Origin of the sequence: Pseudomonas sp. BIOMIG1BAC, assembly GCF_001705995.2 — a bacterium.
Lineage (GTDB): Bacteria > Pseudomonadota > Gammaproteobacteria > Pseudomonadales > Pseudomonadaceae > Aquipseudomonas > Aquipseudomonas sessilinigenes.
This window is the reverse complement of record NZ_CP049045.1, coordinates 2,231,874-2,258,420: the sequence shown is the minus strand read 5'-3', so window position 1 is coordinate 2,258,420 and position 26,547 is coordinate 2,231,874. Positions and strand designations below refer to the sequence as shown.

33 protein-coding genes and 1 tRNA gene are annotated in these 26,547 nt (G+C 60.5%); 22 read left to right on the top strand and 12 right to left on the bottom strand.

The features are described 5' to 3' along the window. Positions 1 to 269 precede the first annotated feature (269 nt). The 3 genes from ATY02_RS10700 to ATY02_RS10690 are packed head-to-tail and all read right to left on the bottom strand — an operon-like array spanning position 270 to position 3,650. Entirely contained in the window at positions 270 to 2,966 is a 2,697-nt protein-coding gene (locus tag ATY02_RS10700) for a bifunctional DNA primase/polymerase (protein ID WP_068577841.1), read from the bottom strand. Next, the gene (locus ATY02_RS10695; protein WP_068577843.1) at positions 2,963 to 3,169 is read right to left on the bottom strand and encodes a TraR/DksA C4-type zinc finger protein; all 207 of its coding nucleotides are present in this window, start codon (positions 3,167 to 3,169) and stop codon (positions 2,963 to 2,965) included. The genes ATY02_RS10700 and ATY02_RS10695 overlap by 4 nt, the downstream gene beginning before the upstream one ends. Next, on the bottom strand, positions 3,162 to 3,650 hold the full coding sequence (locus ATY02_RS10690; RefSeq protein WP_068577847.1) for a phage regulatory CII family protein: 489 nt from the start codon (positions 3,648 to 3,650) through the stop codon (positions 3,162 to 3,164). Before ATY02_RS10690 ends, ATY02_RS10695 begins: the two co-directional genes overlap by 8 nt. 468 nt (positions 3,651 to 4,118) lie before the next feature. Here ATY02_RS10690 and ATY02_RS10685 point away from each other — a divergent pair, with 468 nt between their 5' ends. The 17 genes from ATY02_RS10685 (at position 4,119) to ATY02_RS10605 (ending at position 14,329) form a co-directional block, all read left to right on the top strand. After that, positions 4,119 to 4,841: a LexA family transcriptional regulator gene (locus tag ATY02_RS10685; protein WP_068577852.1), complete on the top strand. Its 723-nt coding sequence runs from the start codon at positions 4,119 to 4,121 to the stop codon at positions 4,839 to 4,841. A 144-nt stretch (positions 4,842 to 4,985) separates the two neighbouring features. Beyond that, positions 4,986 to 5,171 carry a hypothetical protein gene (locus ATY02_RS10680; RefSeq protein ID WP_068577853.1) on the top strand — a complete coding sequence of 62 codons (186 nt, stop codon included), beginning with the start codon at positions 4,986 to 4,988 and terminating at the stop codon, positions 5,169 to 5,171. Beyond that, positions 5,168 to 5,740: a deoxynucleotide monophosphate kinase gene (locus ATY02_RS10675; protein WP_068577855.1), complete on the top strand. Its 573-nt coding sequence runs from the start codon at positions 5,168 to 5,170 to the stop codon at positions 5,738 to 5,740. The genes ATY02_RS10680 and ATY02_RS10675 overlap by 4 nt, the downstream gene beginning before the upstream one ends. A gap of 10 nt (positions 5,741 to 5,750) precedes the next feature. Continuing rightward, positions 5,751 to 6,026, top strand: coding sequence for a hypothetical protein (locus ATY02_RS10670; protein WP_068577857.1), 276 nt, complete (start codon positions 5,751 to 5,753; stop codon positions 6,024 to 6,026). After that, on the top strand, positions 6,023 to 6,367 hold the full coding sequence (locus ATY02_RS10665; RefSeq protein WP_068577858.1) for a hypothetical protein: 345 nt from the start codon (positions 6,023 to 6,025) through the stop codon (positions 6,365 to 6,367). Before ATY02_RS10670 ends, ATY02_RS10665 begins: the two co-directional genes overlap by 4 nt. Further along, positions 6,364 to 6,606: a pyocin activator PrtN family protein gene (locus tag ATY02_RS10660; RefSeq protein ID WP_068577860.1), complete on the top strand. Its 243-nt coding sequence runs from the start codon at positions 6,364 to 6,366 to the stop codon at positions 6,604 to 6,606. Before ATY02_RS10665 ends, ATY02_RS10660 begins: the two co-directional genes overlap by 4 nt. 50 nt (positions 6,607 to 6,656) lie before the next feature. Then, positions 6,657 to 7,001, top strand: coding sequence for a hypothetical protein (locus tag ATY02_RS10655; protein WP_068577863.1), 345 nt, complete (start codon positions 6,657 to 6,659; stop codon positions 6,999 to 7,001). 33 nt (positions 7,002 to 7,034) lie between these two features. Next, positions 7,035 to 7,856, top strand: coding sequence for a YfdQ family protein (locus ATY02_RS10650; RefSeq protein ID WP_068577864.1), 822 nt, complete (start codon positions 7,035 to 7,037; stop codon positions 7,854 to 7,856). 78 nt (positions 7,857 to 7,934) lie between these two features. Then, positions 7,935 to 8,546, top strand: coding sequence for a hypothetical protein (locus ATY02_RS10645; RefSeq protein WP_068577867.1), 612 nt, complete (start codon positions 7,935 to 7,937; stop codon positions 8,544 to 8,546). Then, on the top strand, positions 8,543 to 10,588 hold the full coding sequence (locus ATY02_RS10640) for a DNA cytosine methyltransferase (RefSeq protein WP_068577869.1): 2,046 nt from the start codon (positions 8,543 to 8,545) through the stop codon (positions 10,586 to 10,588). Before ATY02_RS10645 ends, ATY02_RS10640 begins: the two co-directional genes overlap by 4 nt. After that, a complete protein-coding gene (locus ATY02_RS35955) occupies positions 10,585 to 11,097 on the top strand; it encodes a hypothetical protein (protein ID WP_206600593.1) in 513 nt (170 codons plus the stop codon). Before ATY02_RS10640 ends, ATY02_RS35955 begins: the two co-directional genes overlap by 4 nt. Further along, positions 11,094 to 11,330: a hypothetical protein gene (locus ATY02_RS10630; protein WP_068577871.1), complete on the top strand. Its 237-nt coding sequence runs from the start codon at positions 11,094 to 11,096 to the stop codon at positions 11,328 to 11,330. Before ATY02_RS35955 ends, ATY02_RS10630 begins: the two co-directional genes overlap by 4 nt. After that, positions 11,323 to 12,219: a hypothetical protein gene (locus ATY02_RS10625; RefSeq protein ID WP_068577872.1), complete on the top strand. Its 897-nt coding sequence runs from the start codon at positions 11,323 to 11,325 to the stop codon at positions 12,217 to 12,219. Before ATY02_RS10630 ends, ATY02_RS10625 begins: the two co-directional genes overlap by 8 nt. Beyond that, positions 12,216 to 12,494, top strand: coding sequence for a DUF4031 domain-containing protein (locus tag ATY02_RS10620; RefSeq protein ID WP_068577874.1), 279 nt, complete (start codon positions 12,216 to 12,218; stop codon positions 12,492 to 12,494). Before ATY02_RS10625 ends, ATY02_RS10620 begins: the two co-directional genes overlap by 4 nt. 61 nt (positions 12,495 to 12,555) lie before the next feature. Then, positions 12,556 to 12,867, top strand: a complete 312-nt coding sequence (locus ATY02_RS10615; protein WP_068577880.1) for a hypothetical protein — start codon at positions 12,556 to 12,558, stop codon at positions 12,865 to 12,867. Beyond that, entirely contained in the window at positions 12,864 to 13,094 is a 231-nt protein-coding gene (gene xisR / locus ATY02_RS10610) for an excisionase family protein (protein WP_068577881.1), read from the top strand. The genes ATY02_RS10615 and xisR overlap by 4 nt, the downstream gene beginning before the upstream one ends. Further along, on the top strand, positions 13,091 to 14,329 hold the full coding sequence (locus ATY02_RS10605; protein WP_068577884.1) for a tyrosine-type recombinase/integrase: 1,239 nt from the start codon (positions 13,091 to 13,093) through the stop codon (positions 14,327 to 14,329). Before xisR ends, ATY02_RS10605 begins: the two co-directional genes overlap by 4 nt. A 121-nt stretch (positions 14,330 to 14,450) precedes the next feature. Here ATY02_RS10605 and ATY02_RS10600 read toward each other — a convergent pair. Beyond that, positions 14,451 to 14,540 (bottom strand) — tRNA-Ser (locus tag ATY02_RS10600). A 319-nt stretch (positions 14,541 to 14,859) separates the two neighbouring features. On the opposite strand from ATY02_RS10600, the gene ATY02_RS10595 reads away from it, so the two are divergent. From ATY02_RS10595 to ATY02_RS10585, 3 genes are all read left to right on the top strand, one after another. Further along, the gene (locus tag ATY02_RS10595; protein ID WP_068577885.1) at positions 14,860 to 15,549 is read left to right on the top strand and encodes a crotonase/enoyl-CoA hydratase family protein; all 690 of its coding nucleotides are present in this window, start codon (positions 14,860 to 14,862) and stop codon (positions 15,547 to 15,549) included. A 195-nt stretch (positions 15,550 to 15,744) separates the two neighbouring features. Further along, complete coding sequence (locus ATY02_RS10590) at positions 15,745 to 16,467, top strand: lysophospholipid acyltransferase family protein (RefSeq protein WP_068577886.1); 723 nt, start codon at positions 15,745 to 15,747, stop codon at positions 16,465 to 16,467. 140 nt (positions 16,468 to 16,607) lie between these two features. After that, positions 16,608 to 17,579 (top strand): magnesium and cobalt transport protein CorA, encoded by a 972-nt coding sequence (locus ATY02_RS10585; RefSeq protein ID WP_068577887.1) that lies wholly within the window; start codon positions 16,608 to 16,610, stop codon positions 17,577 to 17,579. A gap of 39 nt (positions 17,580 to 17,618) precedes the next feature. Here the strand turns inward: ATY02_RS10585 and ATY02_RS10580 are convergent, their stop codons facing one another. The 3 genes from ATY02_RS10580 to ATY02_RS10570 all read right to left on the bottom strand — a co-directional run bounded on the left by ATY02_RS10580 (position 17,619) and on the right by ATY02_RS10570 (position 21,821). Continuing rightward, on the bottom strand, positions 17,619 to 18,341 hold the full coding sequence (locus ATY02_RS10580; protein WP_022643210.1) for an amidotransferase: 723 nt from the start codon (positions 18,339 to 18,341) through the stop codon (positions 17,619 to 17,621). Between the two features lie 105 nt (positions 18,342 to 18,446). After that, positions 18,447 to 20,591 carry a 3-hydroxyacyl-CoA dehydrogenase NAD-binding domain-containing protein gene (locus ATY02_RS10575; protein ID WP_068577892.1) on the bottom strand — a complete coding sequence of 715 codons (2,145 nt, stop codon included), beginning with the start codon at positions 20,589 to 20,591 and terminating at the stop codon, positions 18,447 to 18,449. A gap of 24 nt (positions 20,592 to 20,615) precedes the next feature. Continuing rightward, entirely contained in the window at positions 20,616 to 21,821 is a 1,206-nt protein-coding gene (locus tag ATY02_RS10570) for an acetyl-CoA C-acetyltransferase (RefSeq protein ID WP_068577894.1), read from the bottom strand. 599 nt (positions 21,822 to 22,420) lie between these two features. Between ATY02_RS10570 and ATY02_RS10565 the strand changes: the two genes are divergently transcribed. Both ATY02_RS10565 and ATY02_RS10560 read left to right on the top strand, forming a co-directional pair. Further along, positions 22,421 to 22,870: a rhodanese-like domain-containing protein gene (locus ATY02_RS10565; protein WP_068577896.1), complete on the top strand. Its 450-nt coding sequence runs from the start codon at positions 22,421 to 22,423 to the stop codon at positions 22,868 to 22,870. 35 nt (positions 22,871 to 22,905) lie between these two features. Next, entirely contained in the window at positions 22,906 to 23,673 is a 768-nt protein-coding gene (locus ATY02_RS10560; RefSeq protein WP_068578025.1) for a c-type cytochrome, read from the top strand. 332 nt (positions 23,674 to 24,005) lie between these two features. On the opposite strand, the gene ATY02_RS10555 is transcribed toward ATY02_RS10560, so the two are convergent. The 5 genes from ATY02_RS10555 to ATY02_RS10535 form a co-directional block, all read right to left on the bottom strand. After that, positions 24,006 to 24,347: a ribonuclease E inhibitor RraB gene (locus ATY02_RS10555; protein WP_068577898.1), complete on the bottom strand. Its 342-nt coding sequence runs from the start codon at positions 24,345 to 24,347 to the stop codon at positions 24,006 to 24,008. Between the two features lie 211 nt (positions 24,348 to 24,558). Further along, the gene (locus tag ATY02_RS10550; protein ID WP_068577900.1) at positions 24,559 to 24,792 is read right to left on the bottom strand and encodes a hypothetical protein; all 234 of its coding nucleotides are present in this window, start codon (positions 24,790 to 24,792) and stop codon (positions 24,559 to 24,561) included. Between the two features lie 138 nt (positions 24,793 to 24,930). After that, positions 24,931 to 25,539, bottom strand: coding sequence for an START domain-containing protein (locus tag ATY02_RS10545; protein ID WP_068577902.1), 609 nt, complete (start codon positions 25,537 to 25,539; stop codon positions 24,931 to 24,933). Between the two features lie 43 nt (positions 25,540 to 25,582). Continuing rightward, positions 25,583 to 25,837 carry a YkgJ family cysteine cluster protein gene (locus ATY02_RS10540; RefSeq protein WP_068577903.1) on the bottom strand — a complete coding sequence of 85 codons (255 nt, stop codon included), beginning with the start codon at positions 25,835 to 25,837 and terminating at the stop codon, positions 25,583 to 25,585. Positions 25,838 to 26,006: 169 nt separating this feature from the next. Next, positions 26,007 to 26,489 carry a translation initiation factor 2 gene (locus ATY02_RS10535; RefSeq protein ID WP_068577906.1) on the bottom strand — a complete coding sequence of 161 codons (483 nt, stop codon included), beginning with the start codon at positions 26,487 to 26,489 and terminating at the stop codon, positions 26,007 to 26,009. Positions 26,490 to 26,547 lie beyond the last annotated feature (58 nt).

Below are 26,547 nucleotides of genomic sequence, written 5' to 3'. Positions count from 1 at the left end.
AACACAAATAAATCCCTTTAAATTCAATGATCTAATAGAACCTGTGTTGAGTGTGTTGGGTTTGTTGGGTTTTTCAGTCCTCGCATGGGAAATAAAATCTGCCTTCGAACCGGCTCCAAATAACGTCACGCATGCGCGCCCGCGTAGCCAAACCCAACACACCCGACACACAGCCCTAGAGCCCGTGAAATAGAAGGGTTTAACCTGTGTTGAATTGCCAAAACCAACCCGACACACACCCAACACACCCAACACACATTTGAGCGCAGTCATGGTGCAGGCCTCGGCACATGGTCCCAACTGTCCACGCTCCACCCGGCGACCCGAGCGCGGGCCCGCCACTCCTCGACCTGCTTGCCCAGGGCGGCCGCTTTCATTGAAGGGGGCGGGGAAGGTTCAAGATTGGGAGGAAAGAAGAACGCGCCGAACTTGCGGTTCATCCCCTCGGTCCAGGGGATCGCCCGCGTCTTATCGATCTCCGAACTGAGGAACAGCGAAAACTTGGTTTGGCTCATGGCGTGCTCCTTGTTGCGCTGGCACCACTCAAGAAACACCGCGTACACATCCGAAGACAGGCACGGTCCCCACAAACCAAAACCCAGCTCGCCATAGCGCCACAAGTGCAAGAACGTCTGCCAGGCGGCCCGACTCAAGGCCACCAGCCGCTCCCGGGCTTCGGTCGATGGCGGGCGTGTGCGCTGGTTGAAGTCGCCCAGGTCCACCGAGAGCAACCAGCCATACAGAGCCGCCACGCCACCCTCCTCCAGCTCCTTGCCTATCGCCTTCTGGCGCTCCACTGGCAACGTTTCCATGGGCCACATGACAAGCATCCGGCGGTCGCTGTCGCTGATCGGCCAGGGCAGGATCTCGTTACTCAGGAACACTGCGTTCATGTGGTTGGCTTCCTCCCAACCGTTGATGAACTTGGATTCCATCCGCACGGTCTTGCCGGTGATCAGGTGCTTGATCTTGCCCACTTGGTTGTAGCGCTGGTCACGGCTCACCACTTCTTCAAACACCGACCAGAGTTTGCGGCTCTGCCATGCGTTGAAGTTGCTCTCAAGCTGGGTCTGGCCCACGGTTGCCGCGTACTGGCCGTACAGCATGCCCAACGCATCGGCGAACAACAGGCTTTTGCCCGAGCCTTCCATGGTGCTGTGCATCAGCACTGCGGTATCCATCTTTGCGCCCAGGTGCTGGAGCGGATACGCCAGCCACCGTGTGAGCCACTTCACTGCGGCTTCGTCGTTGTTGCACAGAAACGAGATCAGCCAACGTAGGTTTTTGCAGGCGTCGTCGTTCCGGACAGGCTCCAGCGGCAGCCCGTCAAAGGTGTTGATATAGATCGATGGGTCTTTCGTCATGGTCGGGTCGAACACAATGTGTTCAACGTCCACCGTCCGCCGTTCGCTGCTGTTGAGCCACAGCGCGTAGGCATCACCGAGGGCCATCTTTACCGCACCTTCGGCAATGCGCCGCTTCTTCTCTCGGTCCCAGACGTCTTTAGTCCCATCGATGTACACGTAGCGGTCGGTCGGAGACATGCCGAAGGCGTCTGTCTTCTTGCCTGCCATGCGCCGCGCCTGCTCCAGGTCGCTGACATGGTCAGCGGAGATAAGGCGCTTGCTGGTGTTGTCCAGCCATTCCTTGGCAATGGGCTTACTGACTCGTGCCTCAAATGCCGACTTCTTCATAGACCGCGCTTGATCGCAGTCCCAGACCTGGGTGGTGCCCTCGATCAGTGCAAACCGACGCAATACCTGTTCAGCCGTAAGGACCTCCCCCGTGCCCCCCATAGGAGCTGGAGCGGCCTCGCTTTCTGCAACTGCACCGACCAGGCCCGGCCCGCTCATGTCCTCAGAAGGGGGCGGGGGAAGATCCCGAGGATCTGGACGCAATGAATGCTGCATACCCAACAGGCGCGCAGCCTCTCGCACCGCCCGGGACTGGTCGCCGTTGTGTTCCAGCAGGCAATAGACCTCGAAAGCATCGTTCTGGTGACCGTTGGCCAGCGGATCGGCGCCGTGGTGCGAGTACACCCGTTCATCTTTAACCGTGATGCCGGGCATACCGGTACTGCTTTGTGCATACAGCCACTTACTGCCGCGCTTGATGTAGCCATGGGCCCGCAGCAGTTCCTCGACGTCGTGACAGCGGTTGAACTCGTCGATCACCGACGGCTGGTCACCTTTGGGGGCAGGTCGCTTAATTGCTTTGCCGGGGTCCTTCTTGGGCTTCGGCGCCCAGGGGCAAGCCGCCTCGGCGTCACGCTTGAAGATGTCCCAGTTGTTCCAGATCGAAAGCAACTCACCCGGCAGCATTGGCAAACCATCGGCCGCATTGGGCGCAGTCCGCCAGAAATAAGGCTTGCCGGTGCCTGGATGGATCGAAGGAGGCAATACGTCCTGCACCAGGCCTGCGCGCAGCTCCAGCACAGTGAACCGCTGGTACTCTTGCGCCTCGGTCTTGGCAGCGGCCTCCCCTGCCAGGTCTCCAGCCGCCTTGGCCGCCCTGGCCTGGGCAGCCAATTGCTTGTAGATCGACCCGTCTGGGTCCTTCTCATTCGGCCATGACAGGGAATGGCGGGTTAGCTCCAGGTCATCCGGAACCCGGAACATCACGCGGAAGCGCGCCGGGTTACCGACCACGGTCGGGAACACCAGCGCCATGGCATCCAGGTCGATGCCGTGCAGCTCGTAAAGTACATGGCGAGTCCACTGGACATCATCGACATCGAGCGAGCAAACCCGGCTCGGGCCAAGCACCACGCCCAGGTTGTGCGCAGGGTTTTGTTGCCAGAACCCCGCCGCTGCCTCGGCGTCAGTGTAATAGCCGCCGGGCTTGTTCCAGCCCAGGTCCTTGGGGGCCTTCTCGCCTGGCTCCATAGAAACCAGGGCCAGGCCAAACTGTTGGATATAGCGTTGCGCCCACGCTGCTGTGGGCGCTTCGTTGACCGGTTGGTTCATCTGCGCCGCTCCCGCAACTCCTTGCAGGGGACACAGGTTTGGCACCCGGGAGCAGCCTGCCGGCGAAGAAGCGGGATCGGTTCGTCACAGTCTTCGCAGAATTCCGCGCTGGCGACACCAGTTGTCTGGCGCTGGCAGCGTTCCAGTGCCACTTGCAGGAAGTAGTCGGCCTGGTCGTTGGCAATATCGATCACATCAGCCATGGAGGTCTTCCTCCATCGCTGCGCGGGCTCCGGCCATGATGCCCAGGACAGCCCGAATCACGTCCGCGCCGTGCTTCTCCAGGTCCTCTACTTCGTGCGGCTCCCAAATATTGTCGGCGGCACCGCGATGCATGCTTGAGACGAACATGCCGGCTTCATGAAGTAGCCGGCTGACTGACTGCAAGGCTTGGTGCGTTGGCGCGGCAGGCTCAGGCTTGTACCAGACCATCCCTGCTGGGCGCATCAGCGCGTCCAGCAGCACCTCGCTTTGGGTCAGTCGGATAACCTCTTCAAGCTCGTCCGGGTCCAGCCAGCGATGCTCGAAATCATGCTTGAGCTTCTTTTGAAGGGTGTCGTAGTCCATGACCATATCCACCGCCAGCGCGGTGACGCCGCCCCGGTAGCTATGGCCAGCGCGATAAATCGCTTTCCTCAATGAAAGTACCGGCTCGACGGCCGTTGGTTTGGATACGCGACTCATAACCGTAAATACCTCTTTTACGGTCTAGCCAGACCATAGGGCGCGCCCTATCATCCAGCTCACGACCGATGTGCATGTGCTGTGTATCGTCGTAGCCGGGCTGGGGGATCTTGTGGTGAGAGGTCCCAGCCCGGCACCTTTATGCAGCCGCGGACAAATCCTTTCGGCGGCTTCCAATTGGGCGAATCTCAAATGCCATTACTTTGCCCCGGGTTACAAGGACGCGAATGTCCCGGGACGAATTGATCATCTGTGATACCGCGCTTTGCGAAACATCTAACAGCTGAGCCATCTCTGGTTGGGTTTTCCCCCTGGCAAACTCGGCAAGGGGAGTACCTATCTCAATTTCCATCCTTCGCTCCTCGAATGGGTGCCCGACCAAATATTAGTGTTACTTCTATTTAGAGGCAAGCAAGAAATAAGCGTTACTCTTTGAACGACATAAGCAGCCCTTATAGATTTGGCCGCATGACGAAAAAACCTACCTACATCGCCGAAGAATCCTCCCGCCTGAAGAAGATTTATCAGGAGAGAAAAAAGCAGGACCCGAGCCTTAGCCAAGACAAGGTCGCGGAGGATTGCGGCTGGTCAAGCCAAAGCGTTGTGAGCCAGTACATGACTGGCAGAATCCCTCTTAACATATCCGCATTGATAAGCCTGAGCCGCGCTTTGCGGTTCGCCCCCGAAAGCGTCAGCCCCCGATTGGCAGAAACTCTGGCGCAGGCAAGTAGCGCCCAGATTGATACCACGCCCACAAATGGCCACTGGCATCGAAACACAACGGATATGGGATCGGCGGGGAGGCTGTTGCCTGTGATCGGATATGAAGAAGCTGTAGCCTTTCTTGAGGCGGATGATGGAACCCAACGGATAGAAACAGAAGAATGGGTAGAAGCAGGTGGACCTGCTGGCCCTCGCGCATTCATCCTGCGCGTAGAAGGACGAAGCATGGAACCTGATTTCAAAGCAGGCGATAAGGTAGTAATCGACCCCGAGATGCCCTGGAAATCGGGAGATTTTGTGGTTGCCAAAAGAGTCACAGACAAAGCTGTTAGCCTCAAGCAAATCAGCCAAGAAGGTGGAGAACTCTATCTATATGCAACAAATCCTGACTGGCCGGAAAGGGTAGTGAAAGCCAGTGATGAATGGCTGGTCATCGGCCGTGCTAGGCGAAAAATCGTAGACCTGTGACCCATACAGCCTAAGAAACCCGCAACTGCGGGTTTTTTTGTGCCCAGAAGACATACATCCCACCAATTTATAAGTGTTACTGTTGACTTATTAAATCAGTAACACTAATTTTATCTCGTACCCCTCTCACCACGAGTACGAGATATGCAAACGACAACACAGCACAGCCCCACCCGCTGCCCGGTGTATCTCCACCCCGCAGCCTGCACCAGCCCTGCCGCCGTCGAGGCCATCCAGCGCCAAACCGGCCTGCTGGTGATCGCCACTACCCGTCGTATCGCCACCGCTAAACCGGTGGACCTCGGCCCGTTCGGGGGTGATGCAGCATGAATCCAATTCTGATCGGCCTCGCCGGCCTCGCTCGCTCCGGAAAATCCACCGTCGCGGATCACCTGGCGCAAGTCCACATGCTGGAGCAGTACGCCTTCGCAGATCCGCTGCGCACCGGCCTAATGGAGATTTTCAACCTCGACGTCGAGGACTTCGAAGGTGACCGCAAGGAGCAGGAACTGGCCTGGCTGGGGAAGTCGCCCCGCCACCTCATGCAGTCAATGGGCACCGAGTGGGCCCGGCAAATGGTCCATCCAGACGTCTGGCTCAAGATCGCAGAACAGAACCTGAACTACATGCAAAACGCCCTAACGAGCGTGATCGGGTTCGTGGTCAGCGATGTGCGCTTCGAGAACGAAGCGGACTTCATCCGCCGTCGTGGCGGCGTGGTGGTCCACATCTGGCGAACAGATGCCCCAGCAGTGAACCCACACATCAGCGAAGCCGGCGTTGAGCTAAAGCCCGGCGATCTGCTGTTGACCAACACAGAGTCGATCTCGCACCTCAAGGTCAAGGTCGACCAGTTGCTGGAATGCATCCGCAACCGCCCCCAGCGCACCGCAGCCTGAGGCCACCACCATGAACCGCACCCTCGACGAAACAGCGGCACTGCTAGGGCTCAAGCCTCGCGCCTTCCGCGCAAAGCTCCGCGAACTGCACGTTCTGGCCGCCGACGGGACCCTGGCCAGCCACCACCGCGACCAAGGCAACCTGTTCGCCGACCCGCGCTCGGTGCAGATCGGCAAGTCGGGCCAGGTACGGCATTACGCCGTTGTGATGGTTACCGAAGCCGGCGTGTCGTACCTCGCCAAAAAACTGGGCATCACCATCGCGAACAAGGAAGCCGCAGCATGAAGACTAACCACCTCCACGCCTTCACCCGCACCACTGACACCCTGGCCCTGGTTCCGATCTTCCTGGGCAGCTTGGCGCAAGGGCAACGAGCTGCTGGTGAACCAGCCTTGACCATCACCGATCTGGCAGAAGTGGCCCACCGCGTTAACAGCGTGATCACTCCCGGGCTAATGGCCTTTGTCACCCCGACAAACACCCCTGGCATGCCATGGGGCGCAGTGGTAGCAGATGCCCACGGCCATGTCTGCGCCACCGCCTGTAGCGCTGATGCCCAGGGGCTGGCCGATCTGATCCGCACCAAGCTGCGGCCCCTGGCGGGGTCCGGGGAGGCCAGCCCATGAGCGACACCTTCGACCGACTGCGAAAGGAATGGCCAACGGACCACCCGACACTTACCGCCGTGCGGGAGCGCTATTTCAAGCACCTATCCAGTGATCGCTACCTCCTTCGATCCATCAGCGCAGGACGTATCGCATTGAAGGTAACTCGACTGGGCGGGACGAACAAAGGCACTCCTACCGTTTACCTGAAAGACCTGGCCGCCTACCTCGATGCCCAGCCCAGCAAAGCGGCGGCCTAGCAACGGTAGCCCCTGCCGACCAGGGGCAAGCAACCAGTGAGACACAGCACATGACTAAAGCACGACCCTTTATCGACACCTTCCGCGACATCGAGGCCGGCGGCCTGCTCGATGAACTGAGCGACGCCCAATACCGCCTGATCGATGCAATTCGCCTTTCCGGCAAGGGCGGCAAGCTGGTCATCGAGTTGAACTACAAGCCGGACGGGCGCGGCCAGATGAACATCAAGGCCGATGTGAAGGTGAAAGAGCCGACCCTGTCCCGGGGCACTTCGCTGTTCTTCCTCACCCCGGAAGGCAACCTCACCCGGCGAGACCCTCGCCAGCAGGATCTGCCACTGCGCCCCGTCATTGACGAGGACAGCCCAGCCACCCTGCGCAACGTTTCGCAGTAACCACCTCTCACCACAAAGACTGGAGCACATCCAATGCAAGAAGCCATTCAACAGTTTGTCAGCCTCGCCCAGGCGCTGGGTAAACCCTTTGACCATCCGGGCCTGCATGCCCCGGTGGCCCTGGTGCCCAACGGCGTCAAGGTTCAAGACCTGGAGGATCTGTTGCCCGCGCCGAGCCGCATTCGCCAGCAAGTCACCATGCTGGATGCAGACAGTTTTATTGAGTACGTGAACCGGTTCGCCACACCGGCCACGTCGGTGTTCTGCAACGGCCCCGAGGGCCGCACCTTCACCGCTGTACTGGACTATCACCAGCCAGGAACCCCGGCCTGGTCCGATCATACCGCCAGCTATTGCTGCCCCATTACCGTTGAGTGGGGGCGCTGGAAAGCCGCCGACCGCAAGCGGATGGATCAAGCCGCATTTGCCGAGTTCATCGAGGACAACGTGAAGGACATCGTCCAGCAAGACGACTTCCCAGCCGCCCCGAGCGCTGCGGACATGCTGGAGATCAGCCGCACCCTGGAAGCCAAGAAGAACATTAGCTTTCGCCAAGGCACCCGCCTCGATAACGGCCAGGTTCAACTGACTTACAACGAGGAAATCGACGGCCGCGCCGGTGAAGCGGGCCAGCTCAACATCCCTGAGCAGTTCTTTATCGGCATCAAACCCTTCTTGGGCGGCGATGGCTTCTGCATCCCGGCCCGCTTCCGCTATCGCATCGTCGACGGGCGCCTGGCCATGTGGTTCGAACTGATCCGCCCGGAAAAGGTGCTTGAGGAGGCGTACAACGCCGTGCGCGCCAAGATCAAGGCCGCGATCAACGAAGTACCGCTGTACGAAGCGACCCGCTAACCACCCTTGCAACACCCCGCCGCCGTCCTCTCACCACGTTACACATCCGGCGGCGGGCTCTATCGAGGATCACAGCACATGCAAGCCCAATACATGATCATCTTCGCCGGCGCCCTACTCGGCGTCCTCGCCTTGGCCTACTTCATCCGCAGGGCCTTCCTGCGCACCCTGGCACGCGCCACGGCAGACTATCGGGACCGCAACCACGCCTTGAGCAGCGACCTGGCGCGAACTGCCGAGCGCTGCCAATCACTAGCGGCCCAGGCGACCGAACACCAGGCCCAACAACAGCAGCTCAAAGCCCAGCCCTTCACCGTGGACGATCAACAAACCCTGATCCGCATGGCCCAAGCGCTGGAGCTGGCCACGAAGACGTTCAAAGCACTCAAGGCCGAAGATGCCCACGCAAAAGCTGCCGCGCTCATTCCACAGGCCAGGGAACTGGCTTACCGAGTTTTCCACACCGCCACAGCGGGCGCTGCGCTGAATGCCGATTCGCTCGATACCCGCCTGATCGAATGGCTGAACACCCATGGCAGTTTCTGGGCCGAGCCGGAAAACAGCACCGTTACTTTCCCTCATGAAGCCGAGACCGAGGGCTATCCGCACCTGCGGGACGCCTTGCGCGAGGCTTACGAGCGGCACCAGCAGCGCCAAGCAGCGGACTGGCCCTGGGGGGACGTGGCATGACTTCCCTGAAAACGCCTCCTTTCGACTTCAAGACCCAGTATTCCCTGAACCTCAACGCTCAGGACGATGAAATAGTGGTCGACTTCTTCTGCGGTGGCGGCGGCGCAGGCACGGGACTCGAAATGGGCCTAGGCCGCAAGGTCGACGTGGCGAAGAACCATAGCCGCGCAGCGATCAGCATGCACACCGCCAACCACCCGCACGCCCAGCACTACACCACCGACGTGTTCGACGGCGACCCCGACGAAGAATGCCAGGGCCGTCGCGCTGGCTGGTTCCACATGAGCCCCGATTGCACCCACCACAGCCAGGCAGCCGGCGGCCAACCGCGCAAGCGCGAGATCCGCAACCTGTCCTGGATCGGTCTCAAGTGGGGCGGCAAGAAGAAGCCTCGCGTCATCAGCCTGGAGAACGTGAAGCAGATCCTGCAATGGGGCCCCTTGATCGCCAAGCGCGACAAGGCCACCGGACGAGTAATGAAACTCGATGGCACCGTGGCTGCCATGGGCGAGCGCGTGCCGGTGCACGAACAGTTCCTGGTGCCAGACCCTAAACGTCGCGGCGTCACCTGGCACCGGTTCGTCCAGTTGCTGGTGGGCATGGGCTACCAGGTGGAATGGCGCATCTTGAAGGCTTGCGACTACGGCGCACCCACCACCCGTGAACGCCTGTTCATGATCGCACGCTGCGACGGCCAGCCCATCGTGTGGCCAGAGCCAACCCATGCAAAGAACCCGGCCAAGGGCCAGAAGAAGTGGCGCACCGCCGCCGAATGCATTGACTGGACGATCCCGAGCAAAAGCATTTTCGGGAGGCCGACGCCGCTAGCAGATGCCACCCTGAAGCGAATCGCCAAGGGCATGAAGAAATTCGTCATTGATGCCGCTGACCCGTTCATCGTGCCTATTGCGAACTGGTCCGGCGACAGCGTGCAGTCAGCCCATGAACCGCTGCGGACCGTAACGTCCTGGCCCCGCGGCGGATCGTTCGCCATGGCCAGCCCGATCATCGCGCCAGCAACACATCAGGGCAGCGACCGGATAAACGACCCGTCCGCCCCGCTGCCGACTGTGACCTGCGCGAATCGAGGTGAACTGACGCTGATCAGCCCGGTGATGGTTGGGGCTGGCGGCCCAGTGTACTCAGGCAAGCCAGTGAGCGTGGATCAACCAGCCGGCACGCTGATGACCCAAAACCACCGGGCGCTCGCTTCGGCCTGCATCGTCCAGGCCGGACACGGCGAGGGCTCCGGCACAACCAAGCGCCGCTCCCACGGAGTGAACGACATTTGCGGCCCAGTTGGCACCATCACCGCCAGCGGTGGCGGTCAGTCCATCGGCACCGCCGTGATGATCCAGGCCAACGGTGGATTCAACACCACGCATGCCAAGGACATTCTTGATCCAATGACCACTGTGACCAACACCGGCAGCCAACAGCAACTGGTGACCGCAAACCTGGTGCACCTGCGCGGCAACTGTGATGCGCGGGATGCTGGTGATCCCCTGCACACGATCAGCGCCGGGGGCACTCACCACGGGCTGGTCACCGCCTTCATGGAGCGTCAGTTCGGCGCCAGCGTCGGAAAGGGAGTGGACGAACCGGCACCAACCATCACTGCCGGCGGTGGCGGTAAAAGCTCACTGGTCGAGCTGCAACTATCGCCAGAGATTGAAGCAGGCGCGTTGCGGGTCGCGGCATTCCTGATCAGCTACTACGGCGCCGAGAACACGAGCTCAACCGACGCGCCTGCGCCAACCATCACCACCAAGGATCGGCTGGGCCTGGTCACCGTCACGATCAAGGGCACGCCCTACGTGATCGTCGACATCTGCCTGCGGATGCTGCAACCGGCTGAGCTGTACAAGGCGCAAGGCTTCCCTGCCGATTACATCATCAGCCACGGCGCCGACGGCAAGCCCTTCACCAAAACCCAACAAGTTCACATGTGCGGTAACAGCGTCAGCCCACCGCCCATGGCAGCCATCGCCCGAGCAAATGACCCGTGGCGCCAAACCGAGCAACCCAAGGAGGCCGCATGAGCCAGAAACCTCTATGCGACTGCAACCAGGGTCGCTTGCCCTGCACCTGCAAAGCCGACCCGACAATACGAGGCTGGCTCTTAGTCACCCATCCAGATGGCCACGACTGGGTTGTGAGGACTGGAAGCAAAGAGCATGACCGCGCCAGCCGCGCCCAGCATCTGAGCATCGCCACCTTACTGCCTGAAAGTGTACTCGGGACCACCACACAGGCCGTACTTGACGTAATCACAGAACGTCAGCGGCAGATCCGGGATGAAGGGCGCACACCAGCGCAAGACGATCAGTATCGAGGCGGACAACTGGCCCGAGCCGCAGCGTGCTATGCGCTGGCCGGATCAGCAGCACCCGCAGATCAAACAGCAGCACTCCTGGTATCGCTTGCTTGGCCATGGGAGTCGAGCTGGTGGAAACCGACGACCTCCCGGCGAGACTTGATCAAGGCCGGCGCACTGATCTTGGCAGAAATCGAGCGTATCGACCGGACCACTCCAGGAGGCCAGCCATGAGCAAACTGTCATACCGCATGCAGGACACGTTGAGGGATCTGCACAAGCGTCCGGACGGCTATTACGGGAGCTGCACCAACTCAACGATGAATGCGCTGAAAAGGCGCGGCCTGGTCGATATCGAATGGTCAGAGGCACCCGGCAGCATCTACCGTCGCGAAAAGTGGGTGATCACACCGGAAGGCGCAGCCGCACTGGATAGCAAAACTACCGAGGGCGCGAGCCATGAGTAACGAACTGCGCGAACTGCTGATGCGGATAGTCGGCGACAGCTACCAGGACAGCCTGCGTGCAGTCGGTGAACTGCGCGCCCTTCTCGCCCAGCCTGCCGACACCGTTCTCGGCTTCAAGATCGTGGAAGACCCGAGCATGGCGCCGAACACGATGCGAGCGGTGCAGCCAGCCGCCCAGCACCAGGGCGAGCCGATCCTGATCCAGGCGGTAGCTGTAACTCGCCAGAACGATGAAGGAATGTACCTGGAATGGCTGCTTGAAGGCGGGATCTGCGAAATGGAATTCCCTGGCCAAGTGCTGTTCGCCATGCCTGAGGCCAATGATCTGTGCGATGAGGACGGCAGCGCAGAGGTCTACACCCGCCCAGCCGAGCAGCCCGTACTGGTTTCCGATCAATGGCCCAAGCTGAAAAAACCTGCACTGGTGGGCGCCGGACGCTTCAGCATCGGCTTGTCCGCTCGCCTGGTAGTCGAGGCTGCGCAGCGGCACTACGAATACGAAATCACGCCAGAGAAAGAAACGCTGCGTATTGCAACGGGCGAAAACTTTCTGGCTCTACTCGCACAGCTTGAGCAACTGCGGGGGTTGCGCCCAGCAGTCCCCCCTCGCCCGCCGGAAGGCAATGGATTGCCCCGTTACGGTCTGCGCTGGAACGGTCCCCAGCAGCCGCTCGCAACACTTATGGACGACGGCTACTGGACGCCATGGCACCTAGCTAACGAGCTGCGCAAGGATGCCGAGCGGTATCAGTGGCTACGCTCCCGCGACCTCGAAACCATCAGCCATGGCGGTGTATTCGCCGGCTTGACCCCGCAAAACATGGTTCTCAACGAGGAAACCCTCGACGAAGCCATTGACGCGGCCAAGGCCCAGGAGGTGCAGCCATGACCGTCTACGTCGACGACATGAACGCCACGTTCGGCCGCATGAAGATGTGCCACATGTTCGCTGACAGCACCGAGGAACTGTTAGCCATGGCCGACCAGATCGGCGTAAAGCCGAAGTGGCTCCAGAAGCCGGGCACCATCCGCGAGCACTTCGACATCTGCCTCAGCAAGCGCGCTCGGGCGGTTGAGATGGGTGCAGCGGAGATCAGCTACCCGGATGACGTTGCCGAGCTGATGCGCAAGCGCAAGGCCGCAGCACTGGCGGTGCAGCCATGATCCTTCTCACATTCCCCGCCCTGCTCTACCTCGCCTGGCATATCCATACAGGGCCAAAACAATGAACCAAGCCATTGCTTACGCGAAAGCCAGTCTGCACCGGGCGATCAACCAGGGCGACAAGGTAATGACCATATCGACGCTTGACCTCAAGGACGTCCTGGCCGAGCTGGAGAAGCTGCAAACCCGTCAGGACCCTGCACGCCCTAGCGCGCCACTGGTGGGCTGGGCGGACCCGGAGAAGATCGAACAGATGCGCCAAGGCCACCGCCGATATCTCACTGTCAGCCGCAAGCGCGGCGAAACATTCACCCAACAAGTCTGCGCCACGAAAACGCAGCCAGCCAGCAACCAGACCGAGGAGGCAGCATGAGCGCGGCAGAGAAGGTCGAAATCGAGATCGAGCATAACTTCATCACTCCCGGTACATGGTTTAGGCAGAAACTGCTGCCGACGGTATTCGGAATCAGTACCGAGGCCGCCAGAAAGTACCGATCCAGGGGCAAATGGCTGGAGGGGAAACACTACCGAACCGATCCAGCAAACGTACTGGTCTACAACAAGGAAGCCATCGAGAAGTGGATGGCCGGCCAACCATGAAATCCAAGCTGCCACCTGGAGTCGAGGCCCTGCCAAAGGGCCTCGATATCAACGGAAACCAACTGCGGATCGCCTTCATGTTCGAAGGCGAACGCCGCCGCGAACCGTTGCGCAACATCACCAAGATCAACAAAGCCTCAATTGCCTATGCGGACAACAAGCGCCGAACGATCCTGGCCGAGATCAAGGAAAATCGATTCGACTATGCCGCGCACTTTCCCGAATCAACCTGGCTGAAATCCAGGCAGGAAGGACAGAACAAACCAGACAATCGAACGGTGGCCGAGGGGATCAAACGCTGGCTGTCAGTGCAGGACGCACTGCGGGCCAACAGCACCAGCCGCAACTACGGCAGCAAATCCAAGCACGTAGAAGCCTGGAACGGCGCAGCCCGCATCGTTGACATCAGCAAAACCGACCTGGAGCTGTTCCAGGCCCACCTGCTGAAAAAAGGTCTCGCCCCGAAGACCGTAAATGACATCTTCACCATTGTGCGCGGTGTATGGGCCGATGCCTTCGGGGACGGCATCATCAAGGCAAACCCGCTCGATAGAATAAAGAACATCGAGCGCGACCACGACCAGGACACCGCCGACCCTTTCAGCCGCGAAGAACTGGAAAAGCTCAGCAGGGCCAGCGTCAAGCGCCAGTCGGATATCAACATGATCCTTTTCGACTGCTGGGCAGGACTATCTGTTTCAGAATTGATCGCCCTTGGCGTCGATGATATCGACTTAGAAAATGGTGTCGCCTGGGTCAGGCGCGCCCGAGTCGAATCGGTCTATAAGGTGCCGAAGGAACGCAGCCGTATACGGGCCGTGGAATTGATAGACCCGGCTATCGACTACCTTCGGCGACAACTGGAGGAAACCGCGCACCTGCCACCGGTCGCCATCACAGTCCTGCAGCGCGACAACATCACCACCAAACGTGAGAACGTTCGCTTTGTATTCCGTAATGGCATCAGTGGCGAACCCTGGCACGCATCGAGCCTCGGCCGATGGTTCACAGGCATTCTCAAGTCTGCCGGGATTCGGCACCGTGGCCCCAACCAGTGCCGCCATACATTCGCCAGCCAAGCGCTGTCGAGCTATGTGCCCATTGAATGGGTGGCCCGCCAGCTCGGGCACAGCGATACAACGATGGTGAAAAAACACTACGGCCGCTGGATACCTTCGGACACAAAGAGCATGGCGGGTATTGTTTCCAAAATGATGGGGTTTAGGACGGACTAAGGCGGCCACCAGCGGCCTAAGGGCCGCATTTTTTGCCCTAAAAATGCCCTAAGCTTTCTATCGGGCAACAAAAAACCCCTGAAAACTTCAACGTTTTCAGGGGTTTAGAGTACATCGAATATGGCGGTGAAGGAGGGATTCGAACCCTCGATACAGTTTCCTGTATACACACTTTCCAGGCGTGCTCCTTAAGCCACTCGGACACCTCACCGTTTCTCTTCAAACCGATTCAGTCTGTCGAGGCGCGCTAATGTAGTCGAAAGCTTTTCAGATGGCAAAGGTTTTTTTCAGAATTTTCATGCGCTTAAGCACTTTTCTGGTTTTCCGGGCCTACGCGCGCCCATGGCACAAGGCAAACCGGCCAATCTTCGGCCTGCTCCACGCTGCCGTGCGGCTATACATAGGCAGCCCAGCAGGTCGTGCGGCCTGCCGCCCGGAGCAAAGCCTGACTCACCAGTCAGTCACGGCGCTTTACCGGACCGATCATGCTGGGTAACTTCTGCTGCACTTCTAATACAAGGAATTGCGTCATGAGTGAGTTGATTTCCTACCATCTCGAAGACGGTATCGCGACCCTGACCTTGAGCAATGGCAAGGTCAATGCCATCTCCCCGGACGTGATTGCCGCCTTCAACGCCGCACTCGACCAGGCCACTGCCGATCGCGCGGTGGTGATCATTACTGGCCAGCCGGGGATTCTGTCCGGGGGCTACGACCTCAAGGTCATGACCGCCGGCCCCAAGGAGGCCGTGGCCCTGGTGACCCTGGGCTCGACCCTGGCCCGACGCCTGCTGTCCCACCCTTTCCCGGTGATCGTGGCCTGCCCGGGGCACGCGGTCGCCAAGGGAGCATTCCTGCTGCTGTCCGCCGACTACCGCATCGGTGTCGAGGGGCCCTTCAGCATCGGCCTCAACGAAGTGCAGATCGGCCTGACCATGCACCACGCAGGCATCGAGCTGGCCCGTGACCGCCTACGGCGCTCGGCCTTCCACCGCTCGGTGATCAACGGCGAGATGTTCGACCCGCACAGCGCCGTGGATGCCGGTTTTCTCGACAAGGTGGTCAGCCCCGAAGAACTGCAGGGCGCGGCCCTGGCAGCGGCACGCCAACTGAAGAAGATCAACATGCTGGCCCACAAGAACACCAAGTTGAAGGTGCGCAAGGCCCTGCTGGACAATCTGGACAACGCCATTATCGAGGACCAGGGACACCTGGGCTGAACCTCGGCATGACGAAACATGGCCCGGCCCTTGTGCCGGGCTTTTTATTGCTCCGCCCTCTGGTCCCTGCACGCCCCACCATCGGACACATCTGCTCAAGCATCGCCCCTCTTGTTGCCCGGCACAGCAATTGCCGAAAACAGTGCACACTCGTACACTGCGCCACCTTTTGTCCCCTGCGCGGTAGCCGTTTAGATGCTGTATCTGTTTCGTATGTCATTGATGGGCTTGCACTTTATAGTGGCTGGCAGCCTGGGCTTGCTGCTTGGGCTGTGTCGCCCCTTCAACCCTGACAACAGCCGCCTGTGTGCCCGCCTATATGCTTGGCCGGCCATGCGTATCCTGGGCCTGAAGGTCAGGGCCGAGGCCGGCCCGTTGATGGACAAGCCGCAAAGCTGTGTGATCATTGCCAACCATCAGTCCAACTACGACCTGTTCGTGTTCGGCAATGTGGTGCCGCCACGCACCGTGTGCATCGGCAAGAAAAGCCTGAAGTGGGTGCCGTTGTTCGGCCAGTTGTTCTGGCTGTCGGGCAACGTCCTGATCGACCGTGGCAATCCGCACAAGGCACGACGCTCGATCGTCACCACCACCCATACCTTGCAACACAAGGACACCTCGATCTGGGTGTTCCCGGAGGGCACGCGCAACAGCGGTCAGGAGTTGTTGCCGTTCAAGCGCGGTGCCTTCCAGATGGCGATTGCCGCCGGGGTCCCCATCGTTCCGGTATGCACCAGCAACTACATCAAGCACATGCGCCTGAATCGCTGGAACAGTGGTGAGGTCCTGATCCGTTCGCTACCGGCAATCCCCACTGCCGGCCTGACCCCCGACGACATACCGCGCCTGATGGCCCAATGTCGCGAGCAAATGCTCGACTGCATCACCAGCATGGACCGCCAGTTGCAACCAAACTGAGCCCCTTGTGCAAAAGCCCGCCCCGTGCGGGCTTTCATTTATCGGCGAACTCGCATCCCATGGGCGACTCTGATGCTGCAATGCAAGCTAAGCTGCTGATCTGTCACCGTGCCATTGATAAGAAGAAGTGAACCGGAACCATGGGTAGAGTTGTTGCTGCCGCCGTCTACAGCGGTGGAAAGAAAGTCACGGACATCAGCCTCGACGAAGGCGCAGCCTGGGCGGCGAAACCCGGCCATTTCGTCTGGATCGGCCTGGAGGAGCCCAACGCCCACGAGCTGGCCAACCTGCAACGCCAGTTCAATCTGCATGAACTGGCCATCGAGGATGCCCTGGAGAAGCACAGCCGGCCCAAGCTGGAAACCTTCGGCGACGCCCTGTTCATCGTCACTTACTCGCCGGTGCGCACCAACGGCAAGCTGGAGTTCATTGAGACCCACATCTTCGCCGGCAATGGCTACATCATCACTGCGCGCAACGGTCATTCGGCTTCCTATGGCCATGTGCGCCAGCGCTGCGAGGCCCGCCCACTGCTGCTCGAGCATGGCGAAGACTTCGTGCTCTACGCCCTGCTGGACTTCGTCACCGAGAACTACCAGCCCGTGAGCGAAGCCATCCACGCGGAAATCGACGAACTGGAGAGCAACGTGCTGTGCCAGGCGATGAACGAGCGGGACATTCTCAGCCTGCACAGCCTGCGCCGCGATGTGTTGCGCCTGCGCCGCCACGTCGCGCCAATGGTGGAAATCAGCGAGGACCTGCAAAAGCTCAGCTTTCCCTTCATCGACAAGAACATGCGGCCGTATTTTCGTGACGTGCAGATCCATGTCACGCGGCAGATGGAAGACCTTTCGACCCTGCGCGACATCGCCAGCCAGACCATCGAGATTGGCGTGCTGCTGGAGGCCTCGCGGCAAAGCATCGTGCAGCGCAAGTTCGCCGCCTGGGCGGCGATCCTGGCGTTTCCCACGGCGGTGGCAGGGATCTACGGGATGAACTTCCAGAACATGCCGGAGCTGAGCTGGCACTACGGCTACTTTGGCGTCCTGGGCTTCATCAGCGTGGGTTGCGTGGCCCTCTGGGCCAGCTTCAAGCGTTCAGGCTGGCTGTGAAACAACGCGGCCCCGCGCCAGGCGGGGCCGTGGGTCACTTCAGGCCGCTGCGGGTTTGTGGGCGACGAAGCGCATCATCCATTCGGCCACGGTAGTGCCGTGATGATCGTGCTCGAGACTGGCCACGCCCTTCTGGTAGACCTGTTCGCCGAGGAACTCATGGCGCAGGTCGAGCAACGCACGGGAATAGTCGTGGATGAACTCCGGATGCCCCTGGAAGCACAGCACCTGGTCGTTGATGTGATAGGCCGCGTATGGGCAGAAATCGCTGGAGGCAATCACCGTGGCGTTCTCCGGCAAGGCGGTGACCTGGTCCTGGTGGCTGATCAACAGCGTCAGTTCCTCCACCACCGGGCTCATCCAAGGCGCCTTGGCCGCAAGCTTGTAGTTGTGGATGCCCACGCCCCAGCCCTGGTTCGCCCGCTCGCTCTTGCCACCCAGCAATAGCGCCAGCAACTGATGGCCGAAGCAGATGCCCAGCAGCTTGTCGCCACGCTCGTAGCGCTCCAGCAGGTAAGTCTTGAGGGTCTGGATCCACGGATCGGTACCGAAGGAATCGGCCTTGCTGCCCGTCACCAGGTAGGCATCGAACTTCAGGTCGTCAGCGGGATACTGGCCCTGCACCACGTTGTAGACACTGAACTGCGCGGCGATGGGCTGTTGGGAAAACAGGCGCTGGAACATCTGCCCGTAGCCCTGGTACTGGTCGATCAGTTCGGGACGCAGGATATCGGTTTCAAGAATGCAGATGCGTAGCGACATAAAATATTCCTGACAAGGCGATGGCAATAACGAACACCCCAGAGCCTGCCTTGAAATACCACGGCAAGGCAAGCCCCGGGACCCGTCATTTCACGACCGCCAGGCTCAGAACACCTGGCCCTGGCGCGCCTTCTCCAGGAGCAGGTTCGGCGGGTTGAAACGCTCGCCGTACTGGCGCGCCAGGTACTGGGCACGGGCGACGAAATCCTGCACCCCGTACTGGTTGATGAACTGCAGCGCGCCGCCACTCCAGGCCGCGAAACCGATGCCGAAGATCGAGCCGACGTTGGCGTCGGCCGTGGACTGCAGCACGCCCTCTTCCACGCAACGCACGGTCTCGATGGCCTGGATGAACAACAAGCGGTCGCGCACATCCTGGGGCGAGATCTGCCCGTCGGCCTTGTAGAAGCGCGTGTGCAACTGCGGCCACAGGTGTTTCTGGCCACCGGCCGGGTAGTCGTAGAAACCGCCACCGGCGGCCTTGCCCGCACGCTTGTACTCGTTGAGCAGCAGGTCGATTACGGCGAATGCCGGGTGCTCGATGCCGGGCTTGCCCTCGGCCTGCAAGTCCTTGCTGGTCTGCAGGCGAATGTGGCTCATCAGGCTCAGGGACACTTCGTCGGAGATCGCCAGCGGCCCCACCGGCATCCCGGCCTTGCGGGCCTCGGTCTCGATCATCGGCGCGGCGATGCCTTCGCCGAGCATGGCGATGCCTTCGTTGGTGAAGGTGCCGAACACTCGGGAAGTGAAGAAGCCGCGGCTATCGTTGACCACGATCGGGGTCTTCTTGATCTGCAGGACGAAGTCGAAACCGCGGGCCAGGGTCTCGTCGCTGGTCTTGGCGCCCTTGATGATTTCCACCAGCGGCATCTTTTCCACCGGGCTGAAGAAATGCAGGCCAATGAACTTGTCCGGATTGGGCACCGCACTGGCCAGCCCGGTGATCGGCAGGGTCGAGGTGTTGGAAGCGATCACCGCCTCGGCGCCGACCACTTGCTGCGCCGCCCTGGACACCTTGGCCTTGAGCTCGCGATCCTCGTAGACCGCCTCGATGATCAGGTCGCAACCGGCCAGGTCGGCATCCTCGGCGGTGGTGAGGATGCGTGCCAGGGTCGCGTCGCGCTGTTCGGCGCTCAAGTGCCCGCGAGCCACCTTCTTCTCCAGCAGGGCCACGGAATGGGCCTTACCCTTCTGCGCCGCTTCAAGGCTGATGTCCTTGAGCACCACCTCGATGCCCGCTGCCGCGCTGACGTAGGCGATGCCCGCGCCCATCATCCCGGCACCCAGCACCCCGACCTTGCGGGTCACCTGGGGCGAGATACCCTGGGGGCGCGAACCACCGGCATTGATTTCATTGAGCTGGAACCAGAAGGTACCGATCATGTTCTTCGCCACCTGGCCGCTGGTCAGCTCGGTGAAGTAACGGGCCTCGATCAGTTGCGCGGTATCGAAATCCACCTGGGCACCTTCGACCGCCGCACAGAGGATCTTCTCTGGCGCGGGGAAGCAGCCCTGGGTCTTGGCCCGCAGCACCGAAGGGGCAATGGCCAGCATCTGTGCCACCTTCGGATTCGACGGGGTGCCACCGGGAATCTGGTGGCCCTTCACATCCCAGGGCTGCTTGGCCCCCGGGTTGCCGGCGATCCAGGCCCGGGCCTTGGCCAGCAGTTCGTCGCGATCGCTGGCCAGCTCATTCACCAGGCCCGCCTGCAGCGCCTGCTGCGCCCGGACTTTCTTGCCCTCGAGCAGGTACGGCAGGGCCTTCTCCAGACCCAGCATGCGCACCATGCGCACGACCCCGCCGCCGCCAGGCAGCAGGCCCAGGGTGACTTCCGGCAAGCCGATCTGCAGCGACTTGTCGTCCAGGGCCACGCGGTAATGGCAGGCCAGGCAGATCTCCCAGCCGCCACCCAGGGCCGCCCCATTGATCGCCGCGACCACCGGCTTGCCCAGGGTCTCCAGCGCCCGTAGCTGGGCCTTGAGGGCCAGCACCATGTCATAGAAAGCCCGGGCCTCGGGCTTGCCGACCTTGATCAGCTCATTGAGGTCACCACCGGCGAAGAACGTCTTTTTCGCCGAAGTGATGATCACCCCGGCCAGGCTGTCCTGCTCGGCTTGCAACCTGGCCAGGGTGGCGGCCATGGCGTCGCGGTAGACCGCGTTCATGGTGTTGGCGCTCTGGCCCGGCATGTCGATGGTCAGGACGACGATCTGGTCCTGGCCTTTTTCGTAACGGATGGCATCGGTCATGAAAGGATTCCTTGAAGTCGGGGCTCAGAGGCGTTCGATGATGGTGGCGATACCCATGCCACCGCCGACACACAGGGTGGCCAGGCCGTAGCGCTGGCGGCGGGCCTCCAGTTCGTCGAGCAAGGTGCCGAGAATCGCGCAGCCCGTGGCGCCCAACGGGTGCCCCATGGCGATGGAGCCGCCATTGACGTTGACCTTGGCCGGATCGACAGCCATGTCCTTGATGAACTTGAGCACTACCGAGGCAAAGGCCTCGTTGACCTCGAACAGGTCGATGTCCTCGACCCGCAACCCGGCCTTGGCCAGGGCCTTGCGAGTGGCCGGGGCCGGCCCGGTGAGCATGATGGTCGGATCGGTACTGGTGACGGCGGTGGCAACGATCCGCGCCCGGGGACGCAGGCCCAGTTCGCGCCCCTTGGCCTCGGAGCCGATGAGCATCAGCGCCGCACCATCGACGATCCCGGAACTGTTGCCAGGCGTGTGCACATGGTTGATCCGCTCCACATGGCTGTAGACCCGCAAGGCCGTGGCGTCGAAACCCATCTGCCCCATCATCTCGAAGCTCGGCTTGAGCTTGCCCAGGCCCTCCAGGGTCGAGTCGGCGCGGATGAACTCATCATGGTCCAGCAGGACAATGCCGTTCTGGTCCTGCACCGGCACCAGGGATTTGTCGAAGGCGCCGGCCGCCCGGGCCCGCGCGGCCTTCTGCTGGGAATGCAGGGCGAACTGGTCGACGTCCTGGCGGGAGAAGCCTTCCAGGGTCGCGATCAGGTCGGCACCAATGCCCTGGGGCGTGAAGTGGCTGTGCATATTGGTCTCGGGGTCCAGCACCCAGGCACCGCCATCGCTGCCCATGGGTACCCGCGACATGGACTCCACGCCGCCCACCACCACCAGTTCCTCGAAGCCGGAGCGCACCTTCATGGCCCCCAGGTTGACCGCCTCCAGGCCCGAGGCACAAAAACGGTTGATCTGTACCCCGGCCACGCTCACATCCCAATCCGCCGCTTGTACGACGGTCTTGGCGATATCGGCGCCCTGGTCGCCAATGGGGGTCACGCAGCCCAGGACGACGTCGTCCACCTGGCTGGTGTCCAGCTCACAGCGTTGCTCCAGGGCACGCAACAGGCCCGCCGCCAGGTTCACCGGTTTCACACTGTGCAGGGCGCCATCGGCCTTGCCTTTGCCACGGGGCGTGCGTAATGCATCGAATATCAGAGCTTGGGTCATGACGTCCTCGAACCGCTGTACAGGGAAAAATGTCGAGTTCCCACCTTAGGCGCGACAGCGTTGGATTCAATGACCGATGCGCTCAGCCGCCTTGACGCTCACGCTCAGACGAACGGTAGGTAGCTAATGGATCAACCGATGAAGGGTCGCGAGCTGTCTAGCCAAAGGGCGGCCACCGGGTCTTGGGCAGCAGCTATAGCGATTTGATTGAGATTGGCGATAACTCCATATGAATTGGATCTAAGCCAGGGGATTCAAGGCCCCTAAGGTAGAAACTGTAGGAAGTTTCGGACGGACTTTGCACCGGAACAGGTAAGAAAATGGAAACATCGCCGGCCCATAGTGAAGTAAAGGAACCGGCTTGCATTGATGCTCAGGAATAACAACAAAAGGCATTCAGCCATGTTCAAACAATCGAAAGTACGCCAGGCGGGACTCATTCTCTTCGCAACCACACTGCTGTTGATCTTGCCGAACCTCACCAAAGTGCTCGGCTGATTCGTGGCTGCTCGATCAACGGGTCATAAAATTATCCCCGGTTCCTACCGGGGCACGGACTTGTGTGCCAGTCTTCCTGTGGAACATCACGGGGAAGATTCATGCGCCATTGGATTGCATTTGCCGCGCTCTTGAGCGCCTTCAACGCCCACGCCGGGATCATCGACGTCAACCGCGCGGTGGATGAAATCAATGACGGCGCGCTGATCCTGGACCTGCGCAACGACAGCGACTTCGCCGCAGGCAACCTGCACAACTCCTTGCAGGTCAACCTCGAACTGGAGGACGGCACCGGCATCAGCGCCGAAGGCCTGGCCTACCAACTGCGCAAGGTGGTACTGGACCCCAACGCTACCGTGGTGATCTACAGCGATACCAACCAGCATGCCCTTGAGGCCGAAGACACGCTGATCAAGCACGGTTATTTCGGTATCGTGAACGGCGGCAACTACGATGAACTCCGGGACGCCCTGTTCGACCATGTGTCGCGACCAGACGACGTGCTGCCCGGCAACGAACCCACTGACGACGATCCCACGGCCATCAATTGAAAGCCCTGTTCCTCTGCACCACCCTGCTGCTGAGCATGCCCCTGCATGCTGCCCAACTCCTGATCGACCTGGGCTCCGGCAGCCGCACCTGGCAGACCGAAGAGCTGCTCCAGCACCCCGCAGCCCAGGACATCACCATCAAGGATGATGTCTCCTACAAGCGCGACATGACCTACCGGGCAGTTCCCCTGGCGAGCCTGCTCAAGGACCTGAAGGCCGAGGATCATCTACAGGCCGTGGCCCTGGATGGCTTTGCCGCCGAACTGAATGCCGCGCCCTTGCTCAACCGCCATGGAGCCCGGGCCTGGCTCGCCATCGAGGACCCGGCCAAGCCCTGGCCGGCCCTGGCGGCAGGCAAGCCTGGCGCCGGGCCTTTCTACCTGGTCTGGACCGACCCCGCTGCCGGGCACATCAGCCCCGAGCAGTGGCCGTTCCAGGTGGCACGCATCCAGCGCCTGGCACCGGTGGCCGAACGCTTCCCGGCCCTGCTGCCAGCCCCTGGACTGGCGGCCAACGACCCGGTCAACCAGGGGTTCGCACTGTTCCAGAAGAACTGCCTGGCCTGCCATCGCCTCAATGGCGCCGGCGATGCGCAGTTCGGCCCGGACCTGAATATTCCCTACAACCCCACCGAGTACTTCAACCCAGGTTTCCTCAAGCGCTATATCCGCGATCCCCAGGGCCTGAGGCGCTGGCCCCAGGCCAAAATGCCAGGGTTCAGTGCCAGCGTCCTGCCCGATGCAGAGCTGGAGTTATTGCTGGGCTACCTGAAGCACATGGCCGGACGCAAGCAAATCCCCTGAACTGCGCGCACTGGCGCAACAGTCGAGGCCGCCCTCTAAGCAGCCTGCAACGGCAAGGCCTTTGTCTATCGAGCGTATAGCCAGAGTCGATTTCTCTGTGCGCCCGCACGCACAGATAATTGCCCCCATCGAGCAAGTACTCCACCCAGCCTGATGGAGTCGCTGCCCTCTTTTTGATGACGCCGATGACGACCGGAGCCGGACCCTCCCGACCGGTTCCCTCTCCTGACCGGTCTTCCCTTTAGCCACCCTCCCGGGTGGCTTTTTTTATCGGCCCCATAAATGCAATCGGCCAACCCAAGGGGTTGGCCGATCATCAGGCTCGCTACGGACTAAACCAGTCGCCCGCGGATCTCGTGCTTCACCCCCCAGCCTTCAATGATGCCGCCCAGAGGCTCGACCACAGCTTCGAAATCCTGCTCGAAATCGCCGATGCCACCATAGGTGGCGTACATCACCTTGCTCAGTTCCAGGTACCAGGCACCGTCGTCACGCACGCTGACCTGGGCATTCAAGGATTCACCGCGAAAATGTCCTGCCGCCCTGCGTGCCCGCTCCTCATCCGGGAAAATGGCGTAGAACTCGATGGGATGGAATCGTGAAAAATCAAAGCCGCCTTCTTTCATGCGGCGCAGCACGCTGCTGCTGAGATCTTCTTGAAAGGCTGTGCTCATGAAACGTCCTCCTCGAACCTATGGATAGACTTTCCGTGCTTCCCGGCAGCACGCAACAGGCCTGCGTCACGACCCGAAAAGGGTCGACGGGAAACAAGCATGGAGCTGGCAAGATCAAGGCTTGGCGAAGAACTCGCTGATCTTGCTTGCAGATTAGCGCCAACCTCTGGAGGTCGCCAGAAATTGCTATCGGAGCTACTCCCGCTACTGATTAGATCGGCGTGATGCTAAGAATCTGAATACTGTTTTGTTCTTTCAGGCTCTTGAGGGTGGGGGTTTCGGTACGCCCCTCCAGGTCGTTGAGGTCCAGTTCGGCACTTATCGGCAGCAATTTTGCTCGAACCAATTGAGCGGCGCGCTCCAGTGTCGGTTGCTGCTCGCAATCGAAATACTCGACAGACTGGACACCGTGATCATCAACGAAAGCGACTTGCCACTTTTGCATCAATGCCTCCTCGATAGCCCCTGATTGGGCCTACAACATCTGGACCTTGAGCCTTTGAAAAACGTTCCGCCTGGGCCCTAGGCAGCCCATGAAAAAGGCCGCCCGGAGGCGGCCTTGTATCGTTGTGACTCTCAGCGATCAGGGCTTTTCAGCACGAGTCTTCAATGCCTTCAGGGTATTGAAAGGAGCATCGACCACGAACTTGTTGGCCAGCCAGGAAGGCACGCTGCCTCCAGGCTCGGTATGGACCTGATAGGTCACCTCGACCTGATCGGCGCCCTTGGGCACGAACTTCCAGTAACCCTCGACCTGGGCCACGCGCACGAAGCCTTTTTCTTCCGGAATATAGGTCGGCACACCTTCGAGCTTGCGGGTCAGGCTGCCGTCGGCACCCTCGCTGGTGGTGATGTGCAGGACCGAGTCACGCGCGGTGACCGGCCAAGGGGTATTGAACTGGGTGTAGGTCCAGCTTTGATCGCCCTCGTGCTTGAGCAGCTTCTGAGTCTTGCATTCGTGGATCCAGGAGCAGGCACCGGCCACGTCTTCCTGCAGCGCACGGAGCTTGGCGATGCTGGTCTTCATGGTGGTGACCCCACGATAGGCCTTGTATTTGGAACCGGCCACTTCACTCAAGGAGACCTTGATGCCGTCTTCATCCTTGGCCGTTTGCCAGTCTTCGGCCTGGGCCGTTGCCGACAACAGCACGGTTAACCCACAGAGCACAGCAATTCGATGCAGCGAACCCATTGTCTTATTCCTTATTGTTGAAGTTCCGTTCATTGAGGACACCCTAAGCCGCTGTCACTTGCTCCCACCAACCGATCAGGCGGATGGCTTCTTCACGGCTTTCGCCACAAACCTCAGGATCTGCCTGGAACGCCCCACACACCGCCGGCCGCTCAGGCAAGCCGAAAAGGTTGCACAGGTGTTCGACGGAAAGATGCAGGCAACGTTCCCCGGCCGGCTTGCCATTGGGCATGCCGGGCATTGGGGTACTGATGGAAGGGGCAATGCAGCAAGCGCCACAACCTTCACGGCAGTTCATGACGAAAAGCTCCTCGCGACAAGCAAAGTGTCGAATGACGCCTGGTAAGAGTAACCGCTAAAACAGCTGTTTAAAATTACTCAAAGAACGGATTTAACGCACAACCGTGCGTGACTGATCAGTCTCCGACAAAGTGTCGATCAGCCCAGTCACACAGCGGTTGAAGAATTTATTGCTTGAACTCGAAATCCAGGGCAGCGCCCTCGATGTCACGGCGCTCGTCCCTGCGCAACTGCAATTGCATTTCGTTGCTGAGCAAACGCCCGTTGAGTTGGAATGGACTGCTTTCCTTGGGTTTCTCACCAAACATCGGTGGCAACAACGGCGTGTGCTTGGGCAATGGAGTACTGCCAATGGGTTGCAGGTGCTTGACCATTTCCGGTGGCAGGCTCAGGTCGACCTTGGGGCTGACCAGTGGGGTCTTGATATCTTGATAGGCCCACTTGCCCTTGCTGGTAGCGGGTGATTGCTTGCCGCTTTTGGGCTTGCTCGCCGGCGCCTTGGGCGCTGGAGCCTTCCTGGTGCTGGCCGACTTGCTCGGATGCGCCTGGCCGGCCCGCGGCTTATCTGCAACCGGCGCGGCCTGGACGGGCAACACGGCAACCCCCAACAGACAGGCACATAACCAGATGGCAGGAAAAAAGGCTTTCATAAAAGGCAGGTAGATCGATAAAAGGTTCTCTATGCTCGCTTGTTGCAAGCCCCATGAC